This window comes from Saccharomonospora sp. CUA-673 (assembly GCF_001942305.1).
Lineage (GTDB): Bacteria > Actinomycetota > Actinomycetes > Mycobacteriales > Pseudonocardiaceae > Prauserella.
Window position 1 is genome coordinate 23,292 of sequence record NZ_MKKE01000009.1, and the last position, 18,877, is coordinate 42,168.

The 18,877-nt window shown below is 72.1% G+C and carries 16 protein-coding genes and 4 pseudogenes; 12 read left to right on the top strand and 8 right to left on the bottom strand.

The genetic code is table 11. The features are described 5' to 3' along the window. Positions 1–37: 37 nt before the first annotated feature. Together BJF85_RS05280 and BJF85_RS05285 are read left to right on the top strand one after the other, a co-directional pair. Positions 38–1,765, top strand: coding sequence for a GMC family oxidoreductase N-terminal domain-containing protein (locus tag BJF85_RS05280; RefSeq protein ID WP_255375403.1), 1,728 nt, complete (start codon positions 38–40; stop codon positions 1,763–1,765). A 216-nt stretch (positions 1,766–1,981) separates the two neighbouring features. Beyond that, entirely contained in the window at positions 1,982–2,506 is a 525-nt protein-coding gene (locus BJF85_RS05285; protein ID WP_075846007.1) for a hypothetical protein, read from the top strand. 111 nt (positions 2,507–2,617) lie between these two features. Here the strand turns inward: BJF85_RS05285 and BJF85_RS05290 are convergent, their stop codons facing one another. Next, on the bottom strand, positions 2,618–4,051 hold the full coding sequence (locus tag BJF85_RS05290; RefSeq protein WP_083665954.1) for an aldehyde dehydrogenase family protein: 1,434 nt from the start codon (positions 4,049–4,051) through the stop codon (positions 2,618–2,620). A 266-nt stretch (positions 4,052–4,317) separates the two neighbouring features. On the opposite strand from BJF85_RS05290, the pseudogene guaA reads away from it, so the two are divergent. From guaA to BJF85_RS05305, 4 genes and pseudogenes are all read left to right on the top strand, one after another. Then, positions 4,318–5,867, top strand: a pseudogene (gene guaA, locus BJF85_RS05295) (glutamine-hydrolyzing GMP synthase). A gap of 56 nt (positions 5,868–5,923) precedes the next feature. Then, on the top strand, positions 5,924–6,493 hold the full coding sequence (locus BJF85_RS05300; protein WP_369822083.1) for a GIDE domain-containing protein: 570 nt from the start codon (positions 5,924–5,926) through the stop codon (positions 6,491–6,493). Next, positions 6,376–6,684: a GIDE domain-containing protein gene (locus tag BJF85_RS31115; RefSeq protein ID WP_369822084.1), complete on the top strand. Its 309-nt coding sequence runs from the start codon at positions 6,376–6,378 to the stop codon at positions 6,682–6,684. The genes BJF85_RS05300 and BJF85_RS31115 overlap by 118 nt, the downstream gene beginning before the upstream one ends. A 171-nt stretch (positions 6,685–6,855) precedes the next feature. Further along, positions 6,856–8,286, top strand: coding sequence for an FAD-dependent monooxygenase (locus BJF85_RS05305; protein WP_075846008.1), 1,431 nt, complete (start codon positions 6,856–6,858; stop codon positions 8,284–8,286). A 27-nt stretch (positions 8,287–8,313) separates the two neighbouring features. Here BJF85_RS05305 and BJF85_RS05310 read toward each other — a convergent pair whose 3' ends face one another. From BJF85_RS05310 to BJF85_RS05315, 3 genes are read right to left on the bottom strand one after another with little or no spacing between them, the layout of a single operon-like run. Continuing rightward, entirely contained in the window at positions 8,314–8,514 is a 201-nt protein-coding gene (locus BJF85_RS05310; protein ID WP_083665956.1) for a hypothetical protein, read from the bottom strand. Then, entirely contained in the window at positions 8,504–8,656 is a 153-nt protein-coding gene (locus tag BJF85_RS29655) for a hypothetical protein (protein ID WP_255375404.1), read from the bottom strand. Before BJF85_RS29655 ends, BJF85_RS05310 begins: the two co-directional genes overlap by 11 nt. After that, complete coding sequence (locus tag BJF85_RS05315) at positions 8,608–9,786, bottom strand: PspC domain-containing protein (protein ID WP_255375405.1); 1,179 nt, start codon at positions 9,784–9,786, stop codon at positions 8,608–8,610. Before BJF85_RS05315 ends, BJF85_RS29655 begins: the two co-directional genes overlap by 49 nt. Positions 9,787–9,926: 140 nt before the next feature. Between BJF85_RS05315 and BJF85_RS05320 the strand changes: the two are divergent. The 4 genes and pseudogenes from BJF85_RS05320 (at position 9,927) to BJF85_RS05335 (ending at position 13,632) form a co-directional block, all read left to right on the top strand. Further along, positions 9,927–11,401: pseudogene (locus BJF85_RS05320) on the top strand (PspC domain-containing protein). Further along, positions 11,398–12,125, top strand: a pseudogene (locus BJF85_RS05325) (response regulator). The pseudogenes BJF85_RS05320 and BJF85_RS05325 overlap by 4 nt, the downstream one beginning before the upstream one ends. An 87-nt stretch (positions 12,126–12,212) precedes the next feature. Then, the gene (locus BJF85_RS05330) at positions 12,213–13,175 is read left to right on the top strand and encodes a DMT family transporter (protein WP_075846010.1); all 963 of its coding nucleotides are present in this window, start codon (positions 12,213–12,215) and stop codon (positions 13,173–13,175) included. 4 nt (positions 13,176–13,179) lie between these two features. Next, positions 13,180–13,632: a MarR family winged helix-turn-helix transcriptional regulator gene (locus BJF85_RS05335; RefSeq protein ID WP_075846011.1), complete on the top strand. Its 453-nt coding sequence runs from the start codon at positions 13,180–13,182 to the stop codon at positions 13,630–13,632. Positions 13,633–13,639: 7 nt separating this feature from the next. Here the strand turns inward: BJF85_RS05335 and BJF85_RS05340 are convergent, their stop codons facing one another. From BJF85_RS05340 to BJF85_RS05355, 4 genes and pseudogenes are all read right to left on the bottom strand, one after another. After that, the gene (locus BJF85_RS05340) at positions 13,640–14,515 is read right to left on the bottom strand and encodes a serine/threonine-protein kinase (RefSeq protein WP_255375406.1); all 876 of its coding nucleotides are present in this window, start codon (positions 14,513–14,515) and stop codon (positions 13,640–13,642) included. A 98-nt stretch (positions 14,516–14,613) separates the two neighbouring features. Then, positions 14,614–16,343: pseudogene (locus BJF85_RS05345) on the bottom strand (serine/threonine-protein kinase). A 195-nt stretch (positions 16,344–16,538) separates the two neighbouring features. Further along, positions 16,539–16,994, bottom strand: coding sequence for a hypothetical protein (locus BJF85_RS05350; protein WP_075846013.1), 456 nt, complete (start codon positions 16,992–16,994; stop codon positions 16,539–16,541). A gap of 227 nt (positions 16,995–17,221) precedes the next feature. Next, the gene (locus BJF85_RS05355) at positions 17,222–17,500 is read right to left on the bottom strand and encodes a hypothetical protein (RefSeq protein ID WP_139320477.1); all 279 of its coding nucleotides are present in this window, start codon (positions 17,498–17,500) and stop codon (positions 17,222–17,224) included. On the opposite strand from BJF85_RS05355, the gene BJF85_RS05360 reads away from it, so the two are divergent. Both BJF85_RS05360 and BJF85_RS05365 read left to right on the top strand, forming a co-directional pair. Continuing rightward, on the top strand, positions 17,499–17,858 hold the full coding sequence (locus BJF85_RS05360) for a hypothetical protein (protein ID WP_075846015.1): 360 nt from the start codon (positions 17,499–17,501) through the stop codon (positions 17,856–17,858). The two genes, BJF85_RS05355 and BJF85_RS05360, sit on opposite strands and share 2 nt — an antisense overlap. Positions 17,859–18,348: 490 nt before the next feature. Further along, positions 18,349–18,654: a hypothetical protein gene (locus tag BJF85_RS05365; protein WP_139320478.1), complete on the top strand. Its 306-nt coding sequence runs from the start codon at positions 18,349–18,351 to the stop codon at positions 18,652–18,654. Positions 18,655–18,877: the final 223 nt, after the last annotated feature.

Below are 18,877 nucleotides of genomic sequence, written 5' to 3' on the forward strand. Positions count from 1 at the left end.
TCTGGTCAGGAATGGGATGACTGGTTACAGTTTTCCTGTGACTTCGCGTAACACCATCACCGAGGATGGCAGGAATCTCGATTACGACGTGCTCGTCGTCGGCTCCGGTTTCGGGGGCAGCGTCGCCGCGCTGCGGCTGACGGAGAAGGGCTACCGCGTCGGCGTGATCGAGGCGGGCAGGCGGTTCAGCGACGAGGAGTTCGCCCAGACGTCGTGGGACCTGCGCAAGTATCTGTGGGCCCCGCAGCTCGGGTGCTACGGCATCCAGCGCGTCCACCTGCTGCGCGACTGCATGATCCTCGCCGGCTCCGGTGTCGGCGGCGGCTCGCTGGTGTACGCGAACACGCTGTACCGGCCGCTCTCGCCGTTCTACCGCGATCCGCAGTGGTCGCACATCACCGACTGGGAGAGCGAGCTCTCGCCGTACTACGACCAGGCGAGCCGGATGCTCGGCGTGAACCTCAACCCGACGGTGACGCCGTCCGACGAGGTCATGCGCAAGGTCGCCGCCGACATGGGGGTGTCGGACACCTACCACCACACGCCGGTCGGCGTGTACTTCGGCGAGGCCGGCAAGGACGTCGCCGATCCGTACTTCGGCGGCGCGGGCCCCGACCGCACCGGCTGCACCGAATGCGGTGCGTGCATGACGGGTTGCCGCGTCGGCGCGAAGAACACGCTCGTGAAGAACTACCTGTACCTGGCCGAGCAGGGCGGGGCCCACGTCGTGCCGATGACGACGGTGACCGCCGTGCGGCCCCGGGGCGACGGTGCTTTCGAGGTGGATCTGCGGAAGACGGGCACGACGTCGAAGCGGTTCACCACGACGGTCACCGCCGGGCACGTGGTGATGGCCGCGGGCACGTGGGGCACGCAGAAGCTGCTGCACAAGATGCGCGACACCGGCACGCTGCCGAAGCTGTCGAAGCGGTTCGGCGAGCTGACGCGCACCAACTCGGAGGCGATCCTCGGCGCGGCGCGGCCCTCGGTGGACCCGGACGCCGACTACAGCCAGGGCGTGGCGATCACCTCGTCGATCCACCCCGACGAGAACACGCACATCGAACCGGTGCGCTACGGCAAGGGCAGCAACGCGATGAGCCTGCTGCAGACCATCGCCACCGACGGCAGCCTGCCGGAGCCGCGGTGGAAGCAGCTGCTGAAGTACATGGTCAAGAACCCGCTCAAGACGATGCAGATGCTGCGCGCGTACCGGTGGAGCGAGCGCACCGTGGTGCTGCTGGTGATGCAGAGCCTCGACAACTCGCTCACGACCTACACCAAGCGCGGTCTGTTCGGCCGGCGCAAGTACACCTCGAAGCAGGGTCACGGCGAGCCGAACCCGACGTTCATCCCCGCCGGGCACGAGGCGAACGAGCGCACCGCCGAGCACATCGGCGGCATCGCGGGCGGCACGTGGGGCGAGATCTTCGACATGCCGCTCACGGCGCACTACATCGGCGGCGCGGCCATCGGCACCAGCACCGAGGACGGCGTCATCGACCCGTACCACCGGGTGTTCGGCTATCCGAACCTGCACATCGTCGACGGCACGGCCGTGACGGCGAACCTCGGCGTGAACCCGTCGCTGACCATCACGGCCCAGGCGGAGCGGGCATTCTCGTTCTGGCCGAACGCCGGCGAGGTGGACCCGCGTCCCGCGCAGGAGGCGGGATACGTCCGCATCGACCCGGTCGCCCCGCGCCGCCCCGCCGTCCCCGCCGAGGCCCCAGGAGCCCTCCGCCTCCCCATCACCCCGGTGTAACCCCACGCCGCGCGTCCCCGCCGTGTCAGCATCTCGCGTCGCCGTGTCAGCGTTTGGCGTCGCCGTGTCAGCACTCCACGTCGCCGTGTCAGCACCTCGTGTCGCCGTGTTGGCGATTCGGGGTCGTGTGAGCGGTTGACCTTCGGGTCGGTTGAAGCCCGACGATCACTCGGGCCGGTGGCACCCACCGGTCCGAGGAGATCGAGGAGCCCGCTCATGACCGCCACACCATCCCCCGAAGCAACGCCCGCGCCCGATCCGACGATGGAGGCCGTCATCGCGGCCGTGTCGGCCGGGCGGGACGGCGACGTCGACACCGCCCGCCGTGACCTGCTGCGCCTCTGGGCGCGGATCGGCGTGACGGGGGATCCGTTCCACCGCTGCACGGTGGCGCACTACCTGGCCGACCTGTACGACGACCCTGCCGAGTCGCTGATGTGGGACGTTCGCGCCCTCGACGCGGCCGACGCGCTCACCGACCGGCGTGCCCGGCGACACCATGGAAGCCTGCGCGTGGCCGGGTTCTATCCGAGTCTGTACCTCAACCTGGCCGACGATCTCCGCCGCCTCGGCGCTTTCCGTATTGCCGCCGAGTACATCGCCGAGGCCGAGCGACACGTCTCGGCGCTGTCCGCCGACGCGTACGGCGACACCATCCGCACGGCCGTCCGGGACGTGGGCCGTGCGGTGGCGGCACGCGACTCGGCACCCCGCGCCGCGCCCTCAGCCCCGACCGAGTGACGATTCGGCGCAAGACTGCGCCGCGAGATGCCAACACGGCGCCGCGAGGTGCTGACACGGCGACGCAGGATGCTGACACGGCGACGTGGGGTGCTGACACGGCCGGGTGGGTCAGTGGAGGTGGGTCAGGGTTGGGGTGGTGAGGGTGTGGATGGTGATGTGGACGGCTGCCGGGTCGTAGTCGGGCACGGCGCCGACGACCACCCGCGCCGCGTCGAGCTGTGCCCGCGCACGCAGCGCGAGCGCCGGGTCGCCCGTGAACAGCCCCACCGCCGACGCCGCCGCACCGCCCGTGCCGACCGCCGCCAACGCCTCCTCCGGTTCGTCGACGACCGTCACGGCCAGGACCGGACCCGCCGTCGGAACGGACTCGGTGCCCGTGACGAGCGTCGGCTCCCCGGCGGTGCCGCCGGTCAACACGGTCGCGCCGGCCGAGACGACGTCGTCGAGCCATGCGGCCGCCGACTCGACCGTCTCGACGGGCAGCGCGCCCACCGACACGGTCGTGTCGTAGGCGTTGCCGGTCGGCTGCGCCGCGATCGCGGACGTCAACGCGGGCAGGAACTCGTCGGCGACCGGCGCGCACACGACGGCCCTGCGTACGGCCTCCGGGCGCAGCCCGCCCTGGCGGGTGGCCGCGACGGCGATGCGCTCCGCGAGGTCGTCGGCCGACCCCGGCAGGTCGGTCACGACAACGGCCGCACCCACCGACCCGCTCGCTGAGGCACCCGAGGGCCCCATGACAGCGTTCAACGCACCCAACGGCCCCATGGCGGCGCTCAACGCGACCATGGGGCCCTCGGGAGCAGGGTCGAGGCGCACGAGGTCCTCCGACTCGAGTGCTGCTGTCGGTTCGGTACCGGGCAGCACGGAGAACGCACCGCCGGGCAGTCCGACCTCGCCCAGCGCCTCGCCGAGCGCCAGCGCCGACAGGGGTGTGTCGACGCCGGCCGCCACGATCACCGGGGCACCGACCGCGAACGCCGCCGCCACCGCGTGCGCCGCGCTGCGCAGCGGGGCCTGCGGCGACACCGCGGCCAGCACGGGTCCGCGCGGGACGGTGTGGATCAGCGTCGTGGCCCCGGTCGCGCCGCCGTCGACGACGCGACCCTCGCCCGGGAGCGGATGCCGCGCGGCGTACTGCAGGACCGCGACGGCGTCGTCGACCTCGCGTTCGGCCCAGCGCAGCGGGATTCCGCTCTCGGCGGTGATCAGCTCCGCGAGCTCCTCGCGGCGGGCGTCCAGTTCCCCGGCGGCGATCTGCAGCGCGCCGGTGCGCAGCTCGACGTCGTCGAGGCGGCCGAGCCCGACGGCCGCCTCGACCGCGGTGGCCGTCTGCTCCCGCGACGGCAGCGCGACGGTCGCGACCTCGGTGTCGTCCGCGGGATGCGTGACGAGGGCGGTCTCGCCCGTGTCACTCGCCTCGGTCCGCCCCGCGACCCACGCCTCGCGCGGCCGCGGCGTGTACGCCTCCTCGCCGGTGTCGCCGGTGTCGCCGGTGTCGTCGGGGTCGAATGCGGGGTCGGGCGGGCCTGCTGTGCTCATGGGCGCACCCTATTGGCCCCGCGTGTGGGCCCGCTCACCCGTCGACCCGGCGTCCGCGCCGGGCCGGCGCGGACGCCCACCTGGCAGCAGCGCCCGGCGGCTCACCTGCGACGATGGAGACCGCGAAACGTCGTCGAGCTCGCACCGCAGCTCGCACTACAGCTCGCACTACAGCTCGCACCGCAGCTCGCACTACAGCTCGCACAACCCGAACTCGCACAACCCAGGAGGTCCTGCTCGTGCCCGAGAACGCGCCCGGGAATCCGGTGGAGGTCACCGGGGGTCCTGTCCTCGTCGTGGACTACGGCGCGCAGTACGCCCAGCTCATCGCGCGGCGGGTGCGTGAGGCGCAGGTGTACTCCGAGGTCGTGCCGCACACCGCGTCGGTCGCCGAGATGCTCGACCGCAATCCGTCGGCGATCATCCTGTCCGGCGGTCCGGCGAGCGTGTACGCCGACGAGGCGCCGAACGTCGACCCGGCGCTGTTCGACGCCGGGGTCCCGGTGTTCGGCATCTGCTACGGCTTCCAGCTGATGGCGGGTGCCCTGGGCGGCACGGTCGAGCACACGGGCACGCGCGAGTTCGGCCGCACCGAGCTGGACGTCGCGGGTGGCCGGTTGCACGAGGAGCTGCCCGCGCGGCACCCGGTGTGGATGAGCCACGGCGACTGCGTCACCAAGGCGCCCGAGGGTTTCGAGGTCACCGCGCGCAGCGAGGGCGCCCCGGTGGCCGGGTTCGAGAACGTCGAGGCCCGGTTCGCGGGTGTGCAGTACCACCCCGAGGTGGCGCATTCGCCGCACGGCCAGGAGGTGCTGCGCCGCTTCCTGCACGAGATCGCGGGTGTGCGTCCACAGTGGACCACGTCGTCCATCGTGGACGATCAGATCGCCCGGATCCGCGCCGAGATCGGCGACGGTCACGCGATCTGCGCGCTGTCCGGCGGCGTCGACTCCGCCGTGGCGGGCGCGCTCGTGCAGCGCGCCATCGGCGACCGGCTGACCTGCGTGTTCGTCGACCACGGCCTGTTGCGGGCGGGGGAGCGCACGCAGGTGGAGCGGGACTTCGTCGCCGCGACGGGCGTCAACCTCGTGACCGTCGACGCGCGCGAGCAGTTCCTGACCGCGCTGGCCGGCGTCAGCGACCCGGAGGAGAAGCGCAAGATCATCGGACGCGAGTTCATCCGCGTCTTCGAACGCGCCGCCCGCGACCTCAAGGAGAAGGGCGACGCCGAGTTCCTCGTGCAGGGCACGTTGTACCCGGACGTCGTCGAATCCGGCGGCGGCACGGGCGCTCGAACATCAAGAGCCACCACAACGTGGGAGGCCTGCCGGACGATCTGCAGTTCTCGCTCGTCGAACCGCTCCGGTTGCTGTTCAAGGACGAGGTGCGCCGGGTGGGCCTCGAACTGGGCCTGCCCGAGACGATCGTGCAGCGTCAGCCGTTCCCCGGGCCGGGCCTGGGCATCCGCATCATCGGCGAGGTCACCGCCGACCGGCTCGAGACGTTGCGCGCGGCCGACGCCATCGCGCGCGAGGAGCTGTCGGCGGCCGGACTGGACCGCGAGATCTGGCAGTGCCCGGTGGTGCTGCTGGCCGATGTGCGCAGTGTCGGTGTGCAGGGCGACGGCCGCACGTACGGTCATCCTGTGGTTCTGCGGCCCGTTTCGAGCGAGGACGCCATGACGGCCGACTGGACTCGGCTACCCTACGACGTGCTCGAGCGCATCTCGACGCGCATCACCAACGAGGTCGCCGAGGTCAACAGGGTCGTGCTGGACGTGACGAGCAAGCCGCCGGGCACGATCGAATGGGAATGACGCGCCGATAGGACCGGGGGTCGCCGCACGTGTGGATCGCAGGGCTCGTTCTGATCGTGGCAGGGGTGGTGGCGTTCTTCTTCATGCGGCACACCAAGAAGAGCCTGCATGCCATGATCGGCACGGAGACGTACACGATCCCGGAGCTGGAGGAGCGGCGGAAGATCTCCGACGACCTCGGCGCCAGGGGCTCGTTCCGCAAGTCCGCCGAGGTCGTCGGCGCGGCATATCCGCCGCCCAGTGGCATCCTGACGTCCGAACTGTCCAAATCGGAATGCGTCTGGTATCGCTACACCGTCGAGCGCGAGTACGAGCACACCGAGTACCGCGACGGCAAGCGGCAGACGCGGCGGCGTACCGAGAAGCTGACCGATCACACCTCGCACGGTGGGTTCGCCGTGATCGACGAGGCCGGCCGCACCATCGGCGTCGACCTCGGCGGGGAGCGACCCGACAAACCGGAACAGGTCATCGACCGGTTCGAACCGCACCAGGCGGCCGCAGCAGCATGGAACTGTTCGGCGTGCGGCTGCCCAATTTCGGTGGCGGGAACCGGACGATCGGCTACAAGTACAAGGAATGGGTCGTCCGCCCCGGGCAACGGCTGTACGTGCACGGCGAGGTGAACGACGCGGCGGGACCGCTGATCATCGGCAAACCCGTCGAGGGCGGATTCTTCATCGTCTCCACGCGCACCGAGGCAGAACTGCGCAAGGCGCACGAGACCCGGCACAAGTTCCTCGCCGCGGGTGCCATCGGCGGCGTCGTCATCGGCGTCGGACTCCTCGCCGCCCAAGCCGTCAGCATGGCCCTGTAGTTCCGAACTCACCGAGTCCCGCGGATCGCTGTCATTCCGGCGGGTTGTGGGCAAAGAAAATCGGCGGGAATTCTCCCGCCGTATTTACGGTATAGCGCACTGCCGGGCTTGCGGCAAGACCCCGGGCGCGGCGGAGACTGTTGTCCTTCGACATTCTCAGGGGGACACCTCATGCACGACGTGATCATCGTGGGTGCCGGGCCGACGGGCACGATGCTGGCCGCGGAACTGCGGTTGCACGGCCGGTCGGTGCTGGTGGTGGAACGTGAGCCCGAACCGTCGCGGGTGGTGCGGTCGCTCGGGTTGCACGTCCGCAGCGTCGAGATTCTCGACCAACGGGGGATTCTGCAGCCGTTCCTCGACGCGGGCACGCGGTATCCGCTGGGGAATCCGTTCGCCGCGCTGGGCGGTCCGGCGCCGGACGTCGACACCGCGCACCCGTACATTCTCGGCCTGGCGCAACCGGTGATCGACCGGCTGCTCGAGACCCACGCCGTCGACGCGGGCGCCCAGGTGCGCCGCGGCCGCGCCGTGACCGGTCTGGAGCAGGACGCCGACGGCGTCACCGTGGAACTGGACGACGGAACGAGCGAACGGGCCCGCTACGTCGTCGGCTGCGACGGCGGGCGCAGCACGGTGCGGCGGCTGCTCGGCATCGGCTTCCCCGGCGAACCAGCGCGGACCGAGAACCTGCTCGGCGAGGTCGCCCTCACAGCGAGCGCCGACGAGGTGAGCGCGGTCGTCGCCGAGGTGCGCCCGCGGCAACTCCGGTTCGGCATCGGCCCGCTCGGCGACGGGATGTACCGGGTCACCGTGCCCGCCGCGGAGGTGTCCGACGACCGCGTCCCGCCGACCCTCGACGAACTGCGCAACCGGCTCGTCGCCGTCGCCGGAACCGACTTCGGCGTGCACTCGGCGCGCTGGCTGTCCCGCTTCGGCGACGCGACCCGGCTCGCCGACCGCTACCGGGCCGGTCGCGTGCTGTTGGCCGGCGACGCCGCCCACGTGCACCCGCCACTCGGCGGCCAGGGCCTCGGACTCGGCATGCAGGACGCGTTCAACCTCGGCTGGAAACTCGCCGCCGAACTCGCCGGCCGCGCGCCCGCCGGACTGCTCGACAGCTACGAAGACGAACGCCGCCCCGTCGCCGAACGCGTCCTCGACAACACGCTCGCCCAGTCGGCGCTCATGGCCACCGACGTGCGATCGCAGGCCGTGCGCCGGCTGGTCACCGAACTGCAGGGCATCGACGAGGTCAACCGGCGCCTCACCGAGAAGATCGTCGCCACCGACGTCCGTTACGAGGTCGGCGAACCGGCCGACGGCGAACGCGCGGACCTGCTCGGCCTGCGCCTGCCCGACATGCCTCTGCCCATCGGGGGCCGGCTCTACGAACGGATGCACACCGGCCGCGGACTGCTCCTCGACCCGGCAGGGGAGTTCCCGATCGAGGGCTGGTCCGACCGCGTCGACCGCATCGAGCCGGGCGGCGACGCCGTGCCCACCGTGTTGCTGCGTCCCGACGGGCACGTGGCGTGGGCCGGCGGCGATCCGGCGACGCTGCGCGAACGGCTCGGCCGCTGGTTCGGTGCGGCCGCCTGACGACCACCCCGAACCAGCGGCCCGGAACTATCGCTTGCGGAAGGAGGAGGCGAACATGCCGAGGCCGATCATGACGGCGGTCCCCGCGAGGACCCACCGCATGTCCGGGACTCCCATCCACTGTGGACCGTCGGAGAGCACGTAGCCGGCGATGGCCAGCGTGGCCAGGCCCGCGACGAGGGCCAGGGGGTCGAAGCGGCGTTCGGGCCGCGTCCGGTCAGCCGACACGCTGCACCTCCACACTGCCCATGCGGGCCTCGAGCGTCACGTCGATGTCGGGGCGGGTGCCGATCTCGTCCCCGTCGGCCCGGTCGGTGCCGGTCAGCGTCCGCGGGTTGAGCCCGGCGACCGTCCTGTCCAGACAGTCCATGTTGCCGACGCCCACGTCGCACGAGAACCGCACCGTCGCGTCCGCGGGCACCCGCACGATCGCCTCGCCGGCGCGACCCGCAGCGTGGTGGTGACCGGGTCGGCGTTGTCGGATCCGACGTCGAGGCGGCTCAGGTCGACCTCGACCCTGCCCGCGCCTCGCTCGTACACCGGCTGCACGGCGCCGACGCCGGTCGGGGTCTCGCGCAGCTCGCCGACCGTGGTGCCGTATCCGTCCGGCGGCAGGAACGAGAGCACAACGGCGACCGCGGCCAGCGGCACCGCGGCGCCGATCAGCCCGCGGCCCGCACCGAGGAACGCACCGATGAGCAGCCCGCCGCCGATGACGGCCAGCGCGATCCCGGCGACCGTGGCCGCGGTCCACGCCGGGTTGGTGGTCAGGACGGCCACCAGCGTGGCGAGTCCGGCGGCGACGGTGGCCAGGCCGAGGGTGACCGGGGTGAGCTTCGACCGGCGACGCGGCGGCCGCTCGGGTTCGGCGTCGTCGTCGCCGTCGGGTTGGTAGTCGTCGGTCGGCGGGACCGTGCGGTCGGCCAGGTCCCAGCCGAGCGGGCCGGCGCCGAGGGCGTCCCAGTCGTCGGACGTCGTGTCGACGGGGGAGCCCTTCGCCGTCCGCGCCGCCGTGGTCGTGCCCGGCACCGGTCCGCGCTCCGGCGGACGGTTGTGTTGTCCGCGGCCGCGATGCAACAGGTACAGCGCCGTCACCACGAGTGCGAGGCCGAGGATCCCGCCGCCGTCGAGCCACGTCCCCCCGAACGCCATGCCGAACGCCGGGAAGCACGCGAGGGACAGCACCACGGTCGTTCCGCCGCCGGTGTTGCTGTGGCCGTGCCCGAGCAGCGCCTCGAACGCCGACACCTCGTCGTCCTCGGCCGGCAGGAACAACCAGCCCAACAGGTACACCGCGGGGCCGACGCCACCGAAGAACGTCAGCGCCACCAGCGCCACGCGGACGACGATCGGGTCCACGCCGTACCGCGTGCCGATGCCCGCGGCCACACCCGCCGCCTTGCGTCCCTCGGAGGGACGGCGCGGCCTGCTGACCCAGAAGTCCTTGACGACGTCCCGGAAGCCCTCCAGGTGCCGCGTCGCGCTGCTCGTGCTGTTCATGGCGTCGAGCATGCGCGATGGCCACTCGCGGGCACATCCGGGACGACCCTGAAACTCACCCCTGGAATCGGGGGTCCGGGGCTCATCAGGGGTTTCCCTGATGAATCGGCGCCGCCCATCTGTGACGATGGACAGCGACCATGGACGACGTGCAGGACACACCCACCGCCGAGAACGCGGTGGTGACGCAGGCGAGACCCGACGGTGCCGGCTCCGGCGCCGCCGGGCGAGCGCCCGTGTCCACGGAGGCGGCCCGGCGCGCGCAGGAACTGTCGGCCGGACTCGAACCGCCGCCCAAGATGTACCGCCGACGCGGCGGACGCGCACTGGCCGGCGTCGCGGGCGGACTGGCCGACCACCTGGGCGTGCAGGTCCTGTGGGTGCGGATCGTGCTGGTCGTGCTGGCCGGTTTCGGCGGGCTCGGCCTCGTGTTCTACGGCCTGCTGTGGGCGTTCGTGCCGCAGCAGGGCCGCGACGAACCGCAACACGAACTGGCCGGCCGCGAACGGCAACAGGCCTACGGTCTGCTCGCGCTCGGCACGGGCGTCGCCGTCGTGGGCGGTGTGCTGTCCGGTGTGCTCACCGGCTGGGCGGCGGTCCCGTTCGCGGTCGTGCTCCTCGGCGCCGCCGTGGTGTGGCGCGAGGCCGACGAATCGCAACGCCGCCGGTGGCGCACCGGCGCGCGCAGCGGCGTCGCGGGGGCCGTCTTCGGTGGCGGCGGCGCATCGGCCGTCGTCCGGGTGCTGTGCGGCGTCGCGCTGGTGATGGTCGGCATCGGCGTCATCGTGCTGCGCGGCAGCGACGGCGGTCAGCTGCAGTTCGCGCTGGCGGCCGTGCTCGCGGCACTCGGCGGCGTCGCCCTGTTGACCGTGCCCTACTGGCTGCGCCTCGTGCGCGACCTCGGCGAGGAACGCCGCGCGCGCATCCGCACCGAGGAACGCGCCGAGATCGCCGCGCACCTGCACGACTCCGTCCTGCAAACGCTTGCGCTCATCCAGAAGCGCGCCGAGCATCCGCGCGAGGTCGCCCGACTGGCCCGCGGACAGGAACGCGAGCTGCGCACCTGGCTCTACGGGCCCAGCGGCTACGGCACACCCGGCCGCGACGCCTCCTCCGGCCCGAGCCCGGGCTCCGGCTCGGCTGCCGGCCCGGGTGCCGCGGGTTCGGCTGCGCCGGAGACGTTGGCCCCGGCCGTCGCCGCGGCGTGCGGCGAGGTCGAGGACCGCTTCGGCATCTCCGTGCAACAGGTCGTCGTCGGCGACGCCGCACTCGACGACGGCCTCGGCGCGCTCGTGCAGGCCGCGCGGGAGGCGATCGTCAACGCCGCCAAGCACGCCGCGTCGACGAGGTCAGCGTGTACGCCGAGGTCGAACCCACGTCCGTCACCGTGTTCGTGCGCGACCGCGGCGCCGGGTTCGACCCCGACGCCGTGCCCGACGACCGCCGCGGGCTCTCCGACTCCATCCGGGGCAGGATGGAACGCGGCGGCGGCACGTGCCGGGTGCGCACCGCACCCGGGGAGGGCACCGAGATCCAGCTCGAGATGCCGCGCAAGGACACCGCGTCCGGCGGCCAGACCAGCACCGACCGACCAGCACAGGGGGCCTCGACATGAACGCCGACGACACCACCGACGAGACGCCCGCCGGTTCGCCTTCGGGCGGCTCCGGGTCGGACAGCGGCGCACGGGAGCCGGTGACGGTGTTCCTGGTCGACGACCACGGACTGTTCCGGGCCGGGGCCAAGGCCGAGCTGCAGTCGATCAGCGACGAGGTGCGCGTCGTCGGCGAGGCGGGATCGGTGGCCGAGGCGGTCACCGGGATCGCGCGCGTGCGCCCCCAGGTGGTGCTGCTCGACGTGCACATGCCCGACGGCGGCGGGGCCGAGGTACTGCGGCGACTGCGCACCGACCTGCCGACGTGGTGTTCCTGGCCCTGTCGGTGTCGGACGCCGCCGAGGACGTCATCGCCGTCATCCGCGCCGGAGCCCGCGGCTACGTCACGAAGACGATCTCGTCGGCCGAACTGGTCAAGGCCGTCGTGCGCGTCGCCGACGGGGATGCGGTGTTCTCGCCGCGGCTGGCCGGGTTCGTGCTCGACGCCTTCGCCGAACGCCCCGGCGCCGAGCCGATCAGCGACCCCGAACTCGACCAGCTCACGCCCCGCGAACGCGACGTGCTGCGCCTGCTCGCACGCGGCTACGCCTACAAGGAGATCGCCTCCGAGCTGTTCATCTCCGTCAAGACCGTGGAGACCCACGTGTCCAGCGTCCTGCGCAAGACCCAGCTGTCGAACCGCTACGAACTGTCCCGCTGGGCCACCGACCGCCGCCTGGTCTGACGGAGGCCTTTGACTGTGTAGGCGAGCTTAAGGCGAATTCAGAATTGTTCGCTTGTTCTCATTAGTTGTGTGGGCGAAAATCGCGGCATGCCGTCGTTCTCCCGGAACTCCGCGGCGTTGCCGTGGGTGGCCGCGCTGGCCGTGATGCTGCTCTGGGCCTCGTCGTTCGTCATCATCCGCGGCGTCGGCGTGCATTTCTCGCCGGGCGCGATGGCGCTGCTGCGGCTGGTCGTGGCCACGGCGGCGCTGGCGATCGGCGCGCTCGTCCTGCGGCCCCGCATGCCGCGCACCCGCGCGGGCTGGGGGTGGACGTTGTTGTGGGGCGTCGCCTGGTTCGGCGTCTACACGGTGGTGCTCAACCTGGCCACCCACCACGTCGATGCCGGCACCGCCGCGATGCTCGTCAACCTCGCACCCCTGATCGTCGCGTTGTCGTCCGGACTGCTGCTCGGCGAAGGGCTGCCCGCGCGGCTGTTCGTGGGCATCGCCGTGTCGATGGCGGGCATCGCCGTCATCACCCTCGCCACCACGACCGGCCACCTCACCCCGTTCGGCGTCGTCCTGTCGCTGATCGCCGCACTGCTGTACGCGGGCAGCGTGCTGTTGCAGAAATGGCGGCTCACCGGCGGCGACGCCTACGCCGTGACGTTCGTCGGCATCGCAGGCGCCACCGTCGCGTGCGTTCCCTTCACCGGCGAGCTGCTCGGCGAACTGGCCGTCGCCCCGACCTCGGCGGTGCTGGCCGTGGCCTACCTCGGCCTGTTCCCGACGGCCCTCGCGTTCAATTTCTGGGGCTACGCGCTCAAGCACATCCCGGCAGGCGTGCTCAGCTCGTCGTCGCTCGTGGTGCCCGCACTTGTGGTGCTGTTGTCCTGGCTGACCCTCGCCGAGGTGCCGCCCCCGTTGGCGGTGCTCGGCGGCGCCCTGTGCCTGACCGGCGCCGGATTCGCGATCGTGCCGCACGTCCGCGCCGCACTCCGCGCTCCCACCCCGGAGCAGGAGTCGGTGGCGAGGTCCGAGCCACCGGAGGTCGAGCGCTCCCTACGATGAGCGCATGGTTCGTCCTGAGGTGGCACCCGACAGCGATCTGGCGACGGTGCTGCGTGATCTGGCGTGGACGGTGCATCGCCTGGCGCCCAACGTGGCCGGTTTCGAGCCGCTGCCGAACAGCGAACTGGCCGTCGTCAAGGAGGTGCTCGCCGAACCGGGCATCACCGTGACCGAACTCGGCAGACGCGTCGGGATGTTGCAGAGCAACACGAGCGCGGCGGTGCGCGCGCTCGTGCGCAAGGACCTGGTCACGCGCCAGCGATGTGACAGCGACCGGCGCATCACGCGGCTGGTGCCCACCCAGATGTGCCTCGACGTGAGCGACACGATCCGCACCGTGTGGTCGGGCACCGTGTGCGAGGCGATGACGCGGCTGACCCCCGAGCACGTCGAGGCGATCGCCGCCGCCCGCCCGGCCCTCCGTGCCCTCGACAAGGTCCTGAAGGAAACCGCCTAGCGCCCTCTCAGAGGAGCAGCAGCAGGAGGACGATCAGGGCGGCTACGGCGGCGGCGCCGATGAGCAGCCAGCGGGTGGGGATGCCGGCCGGGCCGGTGGTGCGCATCGCCGCGGGGGTGGCCGCCGGCGTGGCCGGCACGTTCACCACCTGGGGCAGCGCCGGTGCGGCGGGCATCGCCGGCGCGGTCGGCGGCACCACGCCGACCTCCTCGCCCTTCGTGACCGCCTTCAACGCCTGCACGGTGTCCTGCATGGTCGGCCGCAGCTCGGGGTCGTCGCGCAGCATCTTCAACAGCGCTCCGGTCAACGGTCCGCTGCGCTGCGGCACCACCGGAGCGCCCGTGCCGTCGGTGCCGAACGGCGGCGTCCCCTCGACGGCCGCGAACAACGTGGCACCCAGTGCGAACGCATCCGACGACGGCACCGGTTCGGTGCCCATCGCCACCTCCGGCGCCCGGAACGCCGGATTCGGTGCAGGTGCGGACAGTCCGATGTCGGTGAGCTTCACGCCGCCGTCGTCGCACAGCAGCACGTTGCCCGGTTCGACGGACCGGTGCGTGATGCCGATGGCGTGCGCCGTCGCCAACGCCGCGCCGAGTCGCCGGCCCAGGTAGGCGCCCTGCTGCGGGGTCAGCTCGCCGTGCTCGGCGAGGAAGTCGGCCATGTTGCGGCACGGCACGTACTCCATGACGACCCACACGTCGTCCTCGTGGCGCACCGCGTCGAACACCGTGACGGCGGCCGCATGCAGCACGCGCGTCGCCTGCCGCGCCTCGTACAGGGCGGTCGCCCTGGCCTCCTCCGCGGCGTCGCCGGTCGCGTCGGGGTCGACGTAGACGCGCTTGGCCGCGACGGTCCGGTGCAGCATCGTGTCGAACGCCATCCACACGATGCCTGCTCGTCCGCGCCCGATGGGCTGGTCCAGCCTGTATCGCGCCGACGACGGTGCCTTCCGCGTAGCTCACACGATCCCTCGAACGATCAGGATGCGGACGATCCGAGCGTCGGGGAGACCGTCGGCTCGCTGGTCGGCTCGCTCGACGTGGGCGGCGGCTCCTCGCTCGTGGTCGGGGGCGGCTCGGGCGAGGGCTCCGTCGTCGGTTCGGGCTCGCTCGTCGGTTCCGGCTGCGGCTCGGGCTCGTAGGTCGGTTCCGGCTCGTAGGTCGGCTCGGGCACCTCGACGTACGTCGACTCCTCGGTCGTCGGCTCGGGCGAGCTCGTCGAGGGGGCCTCGCTGGTGGTCGACTCGGACGTCGTCGCCGGCGGCACCTGGTTGCCCGCGGGCTCGGGGCCGTCGCCGCCGCTCGGTCCGCTGAAGATCCACACGGCGAACGCGGCCAGGCCCACCACGACGGCGCCGCCGACCAGGGCGGGCACCTTCCACTTGGGCTTCTCGTCCTCGTCGGCACCGGCCGCACCACCTGCGGCGGCCGCGGCGGGGGCGATCCGGGTGCCCTCGCCGTCGTAGGGATCGTCGTACGGGTCGTCCGGGTACGCGCCGTAACCGGCGCCCCCGGCGGCCGCGACCCGCGTGGGCTGGTCGTAGTCGTCCTCGGGGTAGCCGTACCCGGCCTCGTAGCCGTCCTCGTACGGGGCGTCGTAGTCGTGGCTGGGGTAAGCGGCCGTGGCGGCGTACGGGTCGTCGTAGTCGCCGTAACCCTCGGAGCCGTAACCGTCGGATCCGTAGTTGTCGTAGCCGTCGTCGTAGTAGCCGCCCTGGTCACCGCCGAGCGTGCCGGAGTGCGCGTCGGGTGTTTCCTCGCCGTTCGCGCCGAGCGCGGCCCCGGCCGCCCCGCCTGCGAGGCCACCGGCGAGCGCGCCCGCGCCGGCCGCGCCGAGCACCGACGTCCGGTCGCCGTCCTCCTCGGCGGGACCGCCCAGCGGCGTCTCCCCGCGCGCACGGCGGCGAGCAGTTCCTCGCACTCCTCGGCGGTGGGCCGGTGCTGGGTGTCCGGGTGCAGCATCACGGCGAGCACGCTGGTCAGCGGACCGGACTGGCGCGGCGGGTTGATCTGTCCCGCGGCGACCGCGTGCAGCAGGCTCAGCGTGTTCTCGGACAGACCGAACGGGGGCTGTCCCTCCGTCGCCGCGTACAGCGTCGAACCGAGGGAGAACACGTCCGACTCGGGGCCGGGATCGCCGCCGATGGCGACCTCGGGGGCCAGGTAGGCGGGCGTGCCGGCGATCATGCCGGTCTTGGTGACCGTCACGTCGTCCTTGGCGCGCGAGATGCCGAAGTCGGTCAGTTTCACCATGCCGTTCGGCGCGAGCAGGATGTTGCCCGGCTTGATGTCGCGGTGGACGATGCCGACGGCGTGGGCGGCCTTCAACGCGGCCGCGACCTGCGAGCCGATCTTCGCCACGTCGATCGGGTCGAGCGTCCGCCCGCCCTGGAGTTCCTGGGCGAGGCTGGTCGACTCGAGGTACTCCATGACCAGGCACGGCTGCCCGCTGTCGTCGGTGACGACGTCGAACACGCTGATGGCGTTGGGGTGGTGGAGTCGAGCGGCGATCCGCGCCTCGCGCATCGTGCGGGCGCGCGCGTCGTCGATCTCGTGGTCCTCGAGCCCGGTCTGCAGCAGCAGCTGCTTGATGGCGACCGTGCGGTGCAGCAGCTCGTCCTGTGCCATCCACACGGCGCCCATGGCACCGGAACCGATCCGGCTCACGACACGGTAGCGGCCCGCGATCAGGCGACCCTCGTCGCGCACGCGACCTCCTTCGGGGCTGGTGTCTCCGGTGGTGGAGCGTCGGCACACCGATCCGACGAGCTGGCTGGTGCGGTCGTGTGCTGCCGCGCGGCAGTCACCACCGTCCAGGACAGGTTAGGCCGCTCACGCTGCGCACACGACGGCGGCACTCTCGCACACGGTATGTCGCGTCCGCAGGGAAAGACGCATCAGCCGTCAGAAAGGTTGTTTCACCGTGAAGAATGATACCGGCGATGTCGTGGGGGCGGAGCGTAGTGATTCGGCCCCTGCGTCACTCTCGCCGGTGACGAAGGCTGCCACCACGATCGATGCGATCACCATCGCGGTCGCCAGAACGAGCGCGGCGAGCTTGGCGCGACGGGCGAACGGGTGTTCCGGGCTGGGGCTGTCGCTCCGGGGGTCGGGGCGCGCCTGCACGCTCGGTGGCGGCAGGTAGCGACCGGGGGCGGTCAGGGCCTCGTGCAGGCGTGTGTCGTCGGCCAGGTCGCGCTCGAACTCGCCGACCAGGCGGTCCTGGTCGGCGACGTCCCGGGACTCTGCGCCGGTGACACCGTTGGTGTCGGTGTCGACGCTCTTGCCCTCGCCCGTGTCGCCGTCGACGTGGTCCTCGACGGCGACGCATTCGTCACTTCCGTGGCGGCGCTGGTGCACTGTGTGGCCCTGTCTGCTCCGGCTCGTGGTTCACGTGGGTGCGGACCCCGAGGACCAGGTAACCGGCTGCGAATCCCGATCACCAGTGCGTGTCGGTGGGGGGTCGCGGACGTACGACGAGCGGTCGAGGTGATCACTCGGAAAGAGCAATTTGCGACCGCTCGCCGAATGCACGTGCAACGGAATGTGCGGGAAACCTCGCGGCAGGGTGGGAAACTGTCCGCCGATCAGCGCCCGTCGGCGGAGATCTTTTCGGCGCTGTCGAACGTCAGCTGCCGGGTCTGCTGCTCGGTGCGCCCGTCGGGGTAGGTCACGCGAAGGGTGTTGTCGGTGACGCCCTCGTTCTGGTCGATGTAGATGTGCGTGACCTCGAAGTACGCGACGTCGGAGTAGGCGCGTTCGAGCCCGTCGGGGCCCTGTTCGCGCAGCTGCCCGCTGGTGAGCTCGTACGCGGCCTGCGGATCCTCGGTGACCTGGTCGAAGAACGCCTGCGAGCGCTGGGCCATGACCTCCGGGTCGTACGAGTTCGAGAAGACCACCGGGTCCGCGGTCTGCGTGGGTGCGGGCGTCGACGGCGGCTTGGTCGGGCTCGAGCTCGACGGGCTCGACGGGCTCGACGGACCGGACGGCCCGGGTGGCCCCGACGAACCGGGGGTCGACTCGACGGGCGAGCCGGCGCCGGTCGTCGGCGCACCGGCCGTCGACCCCGGACCGCGCAGTGCCTCGGTGAGGCTCGACGAGGTGCCCTCGCCCGTGGTGGCGCTGGAGGAGCCGTCGGCGGAGGAACTCGACCGGTCCGACGAGGTGTCCTCGGAGGTGTTCGCGCCGGCCCGCCGCGGCGGTCGCTCGTCTCGTCCGGGATGAGCGGCGCGATCGCGCCGTTCTGATCGGGCCAGCCCTCGGCGGTGTTGGTCGACGGTCCGTCGGGGCTGACCAGGAAGGTGCCCGCGACCAGCAGCGCGACGACCACCGCACCCGACGACAGGCTCGCGAACCACGCGGCCTTGCGCCAGGTACGCGGCGGCGTGACCGACGCCGGGACCGTGCCCAGCTGCAGCCCGCCGAGCCCGTCGCGCCCGACACGGCCACCACGCCCGCGCCGAGCGCGTGGTCGGGATGGTTCTCGTCGGGTTCGTCCGCGGCGGCCAGCTGCTCGGGCAGGTCGTCCGGCATCGCGGCCGTGCTGGCGGGCAGCCCCGCCGCGGTGGCCGACGCCCGGTGCCGGTCCGGACCGCCGTCCTGGCCGGGGGTGGCCAGGGAGATGCGCTGCCGGCGGACCGGCTGTTGGGTGGCGGGTTGTCGAGAAGTGGAGCGCCCCCGCGCCGCGCCTGCCTGCGTGGGAACGGACGGCTGCGTGGCGGACGGCTGCAACTGCGCCGCGGGGACGACCGAGACCGGGGTCGTCGTCTCGGCCGTCGAGGGTGCAGGAGCCGGCGGTCCGGGTGTCGACGGGACGGGTCCCCAGGCGGAGGCCTGGGACCACTGCGAGGCGAGGATCGAGCCGGACAACGAGCCGGAGACGGAACCTGCGGCCGGGTCCGCGGCGGCGCCGGAACGCCGGTGTCGGCCGCCGGACCTGGTCGACCGGGTCGGCCGCGTCGCCGCGGCAGGGTCCTGCCGGGCATGCCGGCCGGAGGGCTGTCGCGGTGGTGCGAAGTAGTCGAACCTGTCGGGCGTGCTGGCGCTCATGCGGTGGAGACCCCTCCTCCCGCGCCGGCTGACGACAGATACGTCCTGTTCCGCCCGAATGGAGCAGGCCCCTCGGCGCCGTGCTGCCGGACAACGTGCTGCCGGAGAGGCCGGAATCCCGCGAGTGCGGGGGCGTCGGTGAACACGACAAGGGCACGCGCAGCTGCACGGCAGTTTGCACGTGCGCTGCAAAT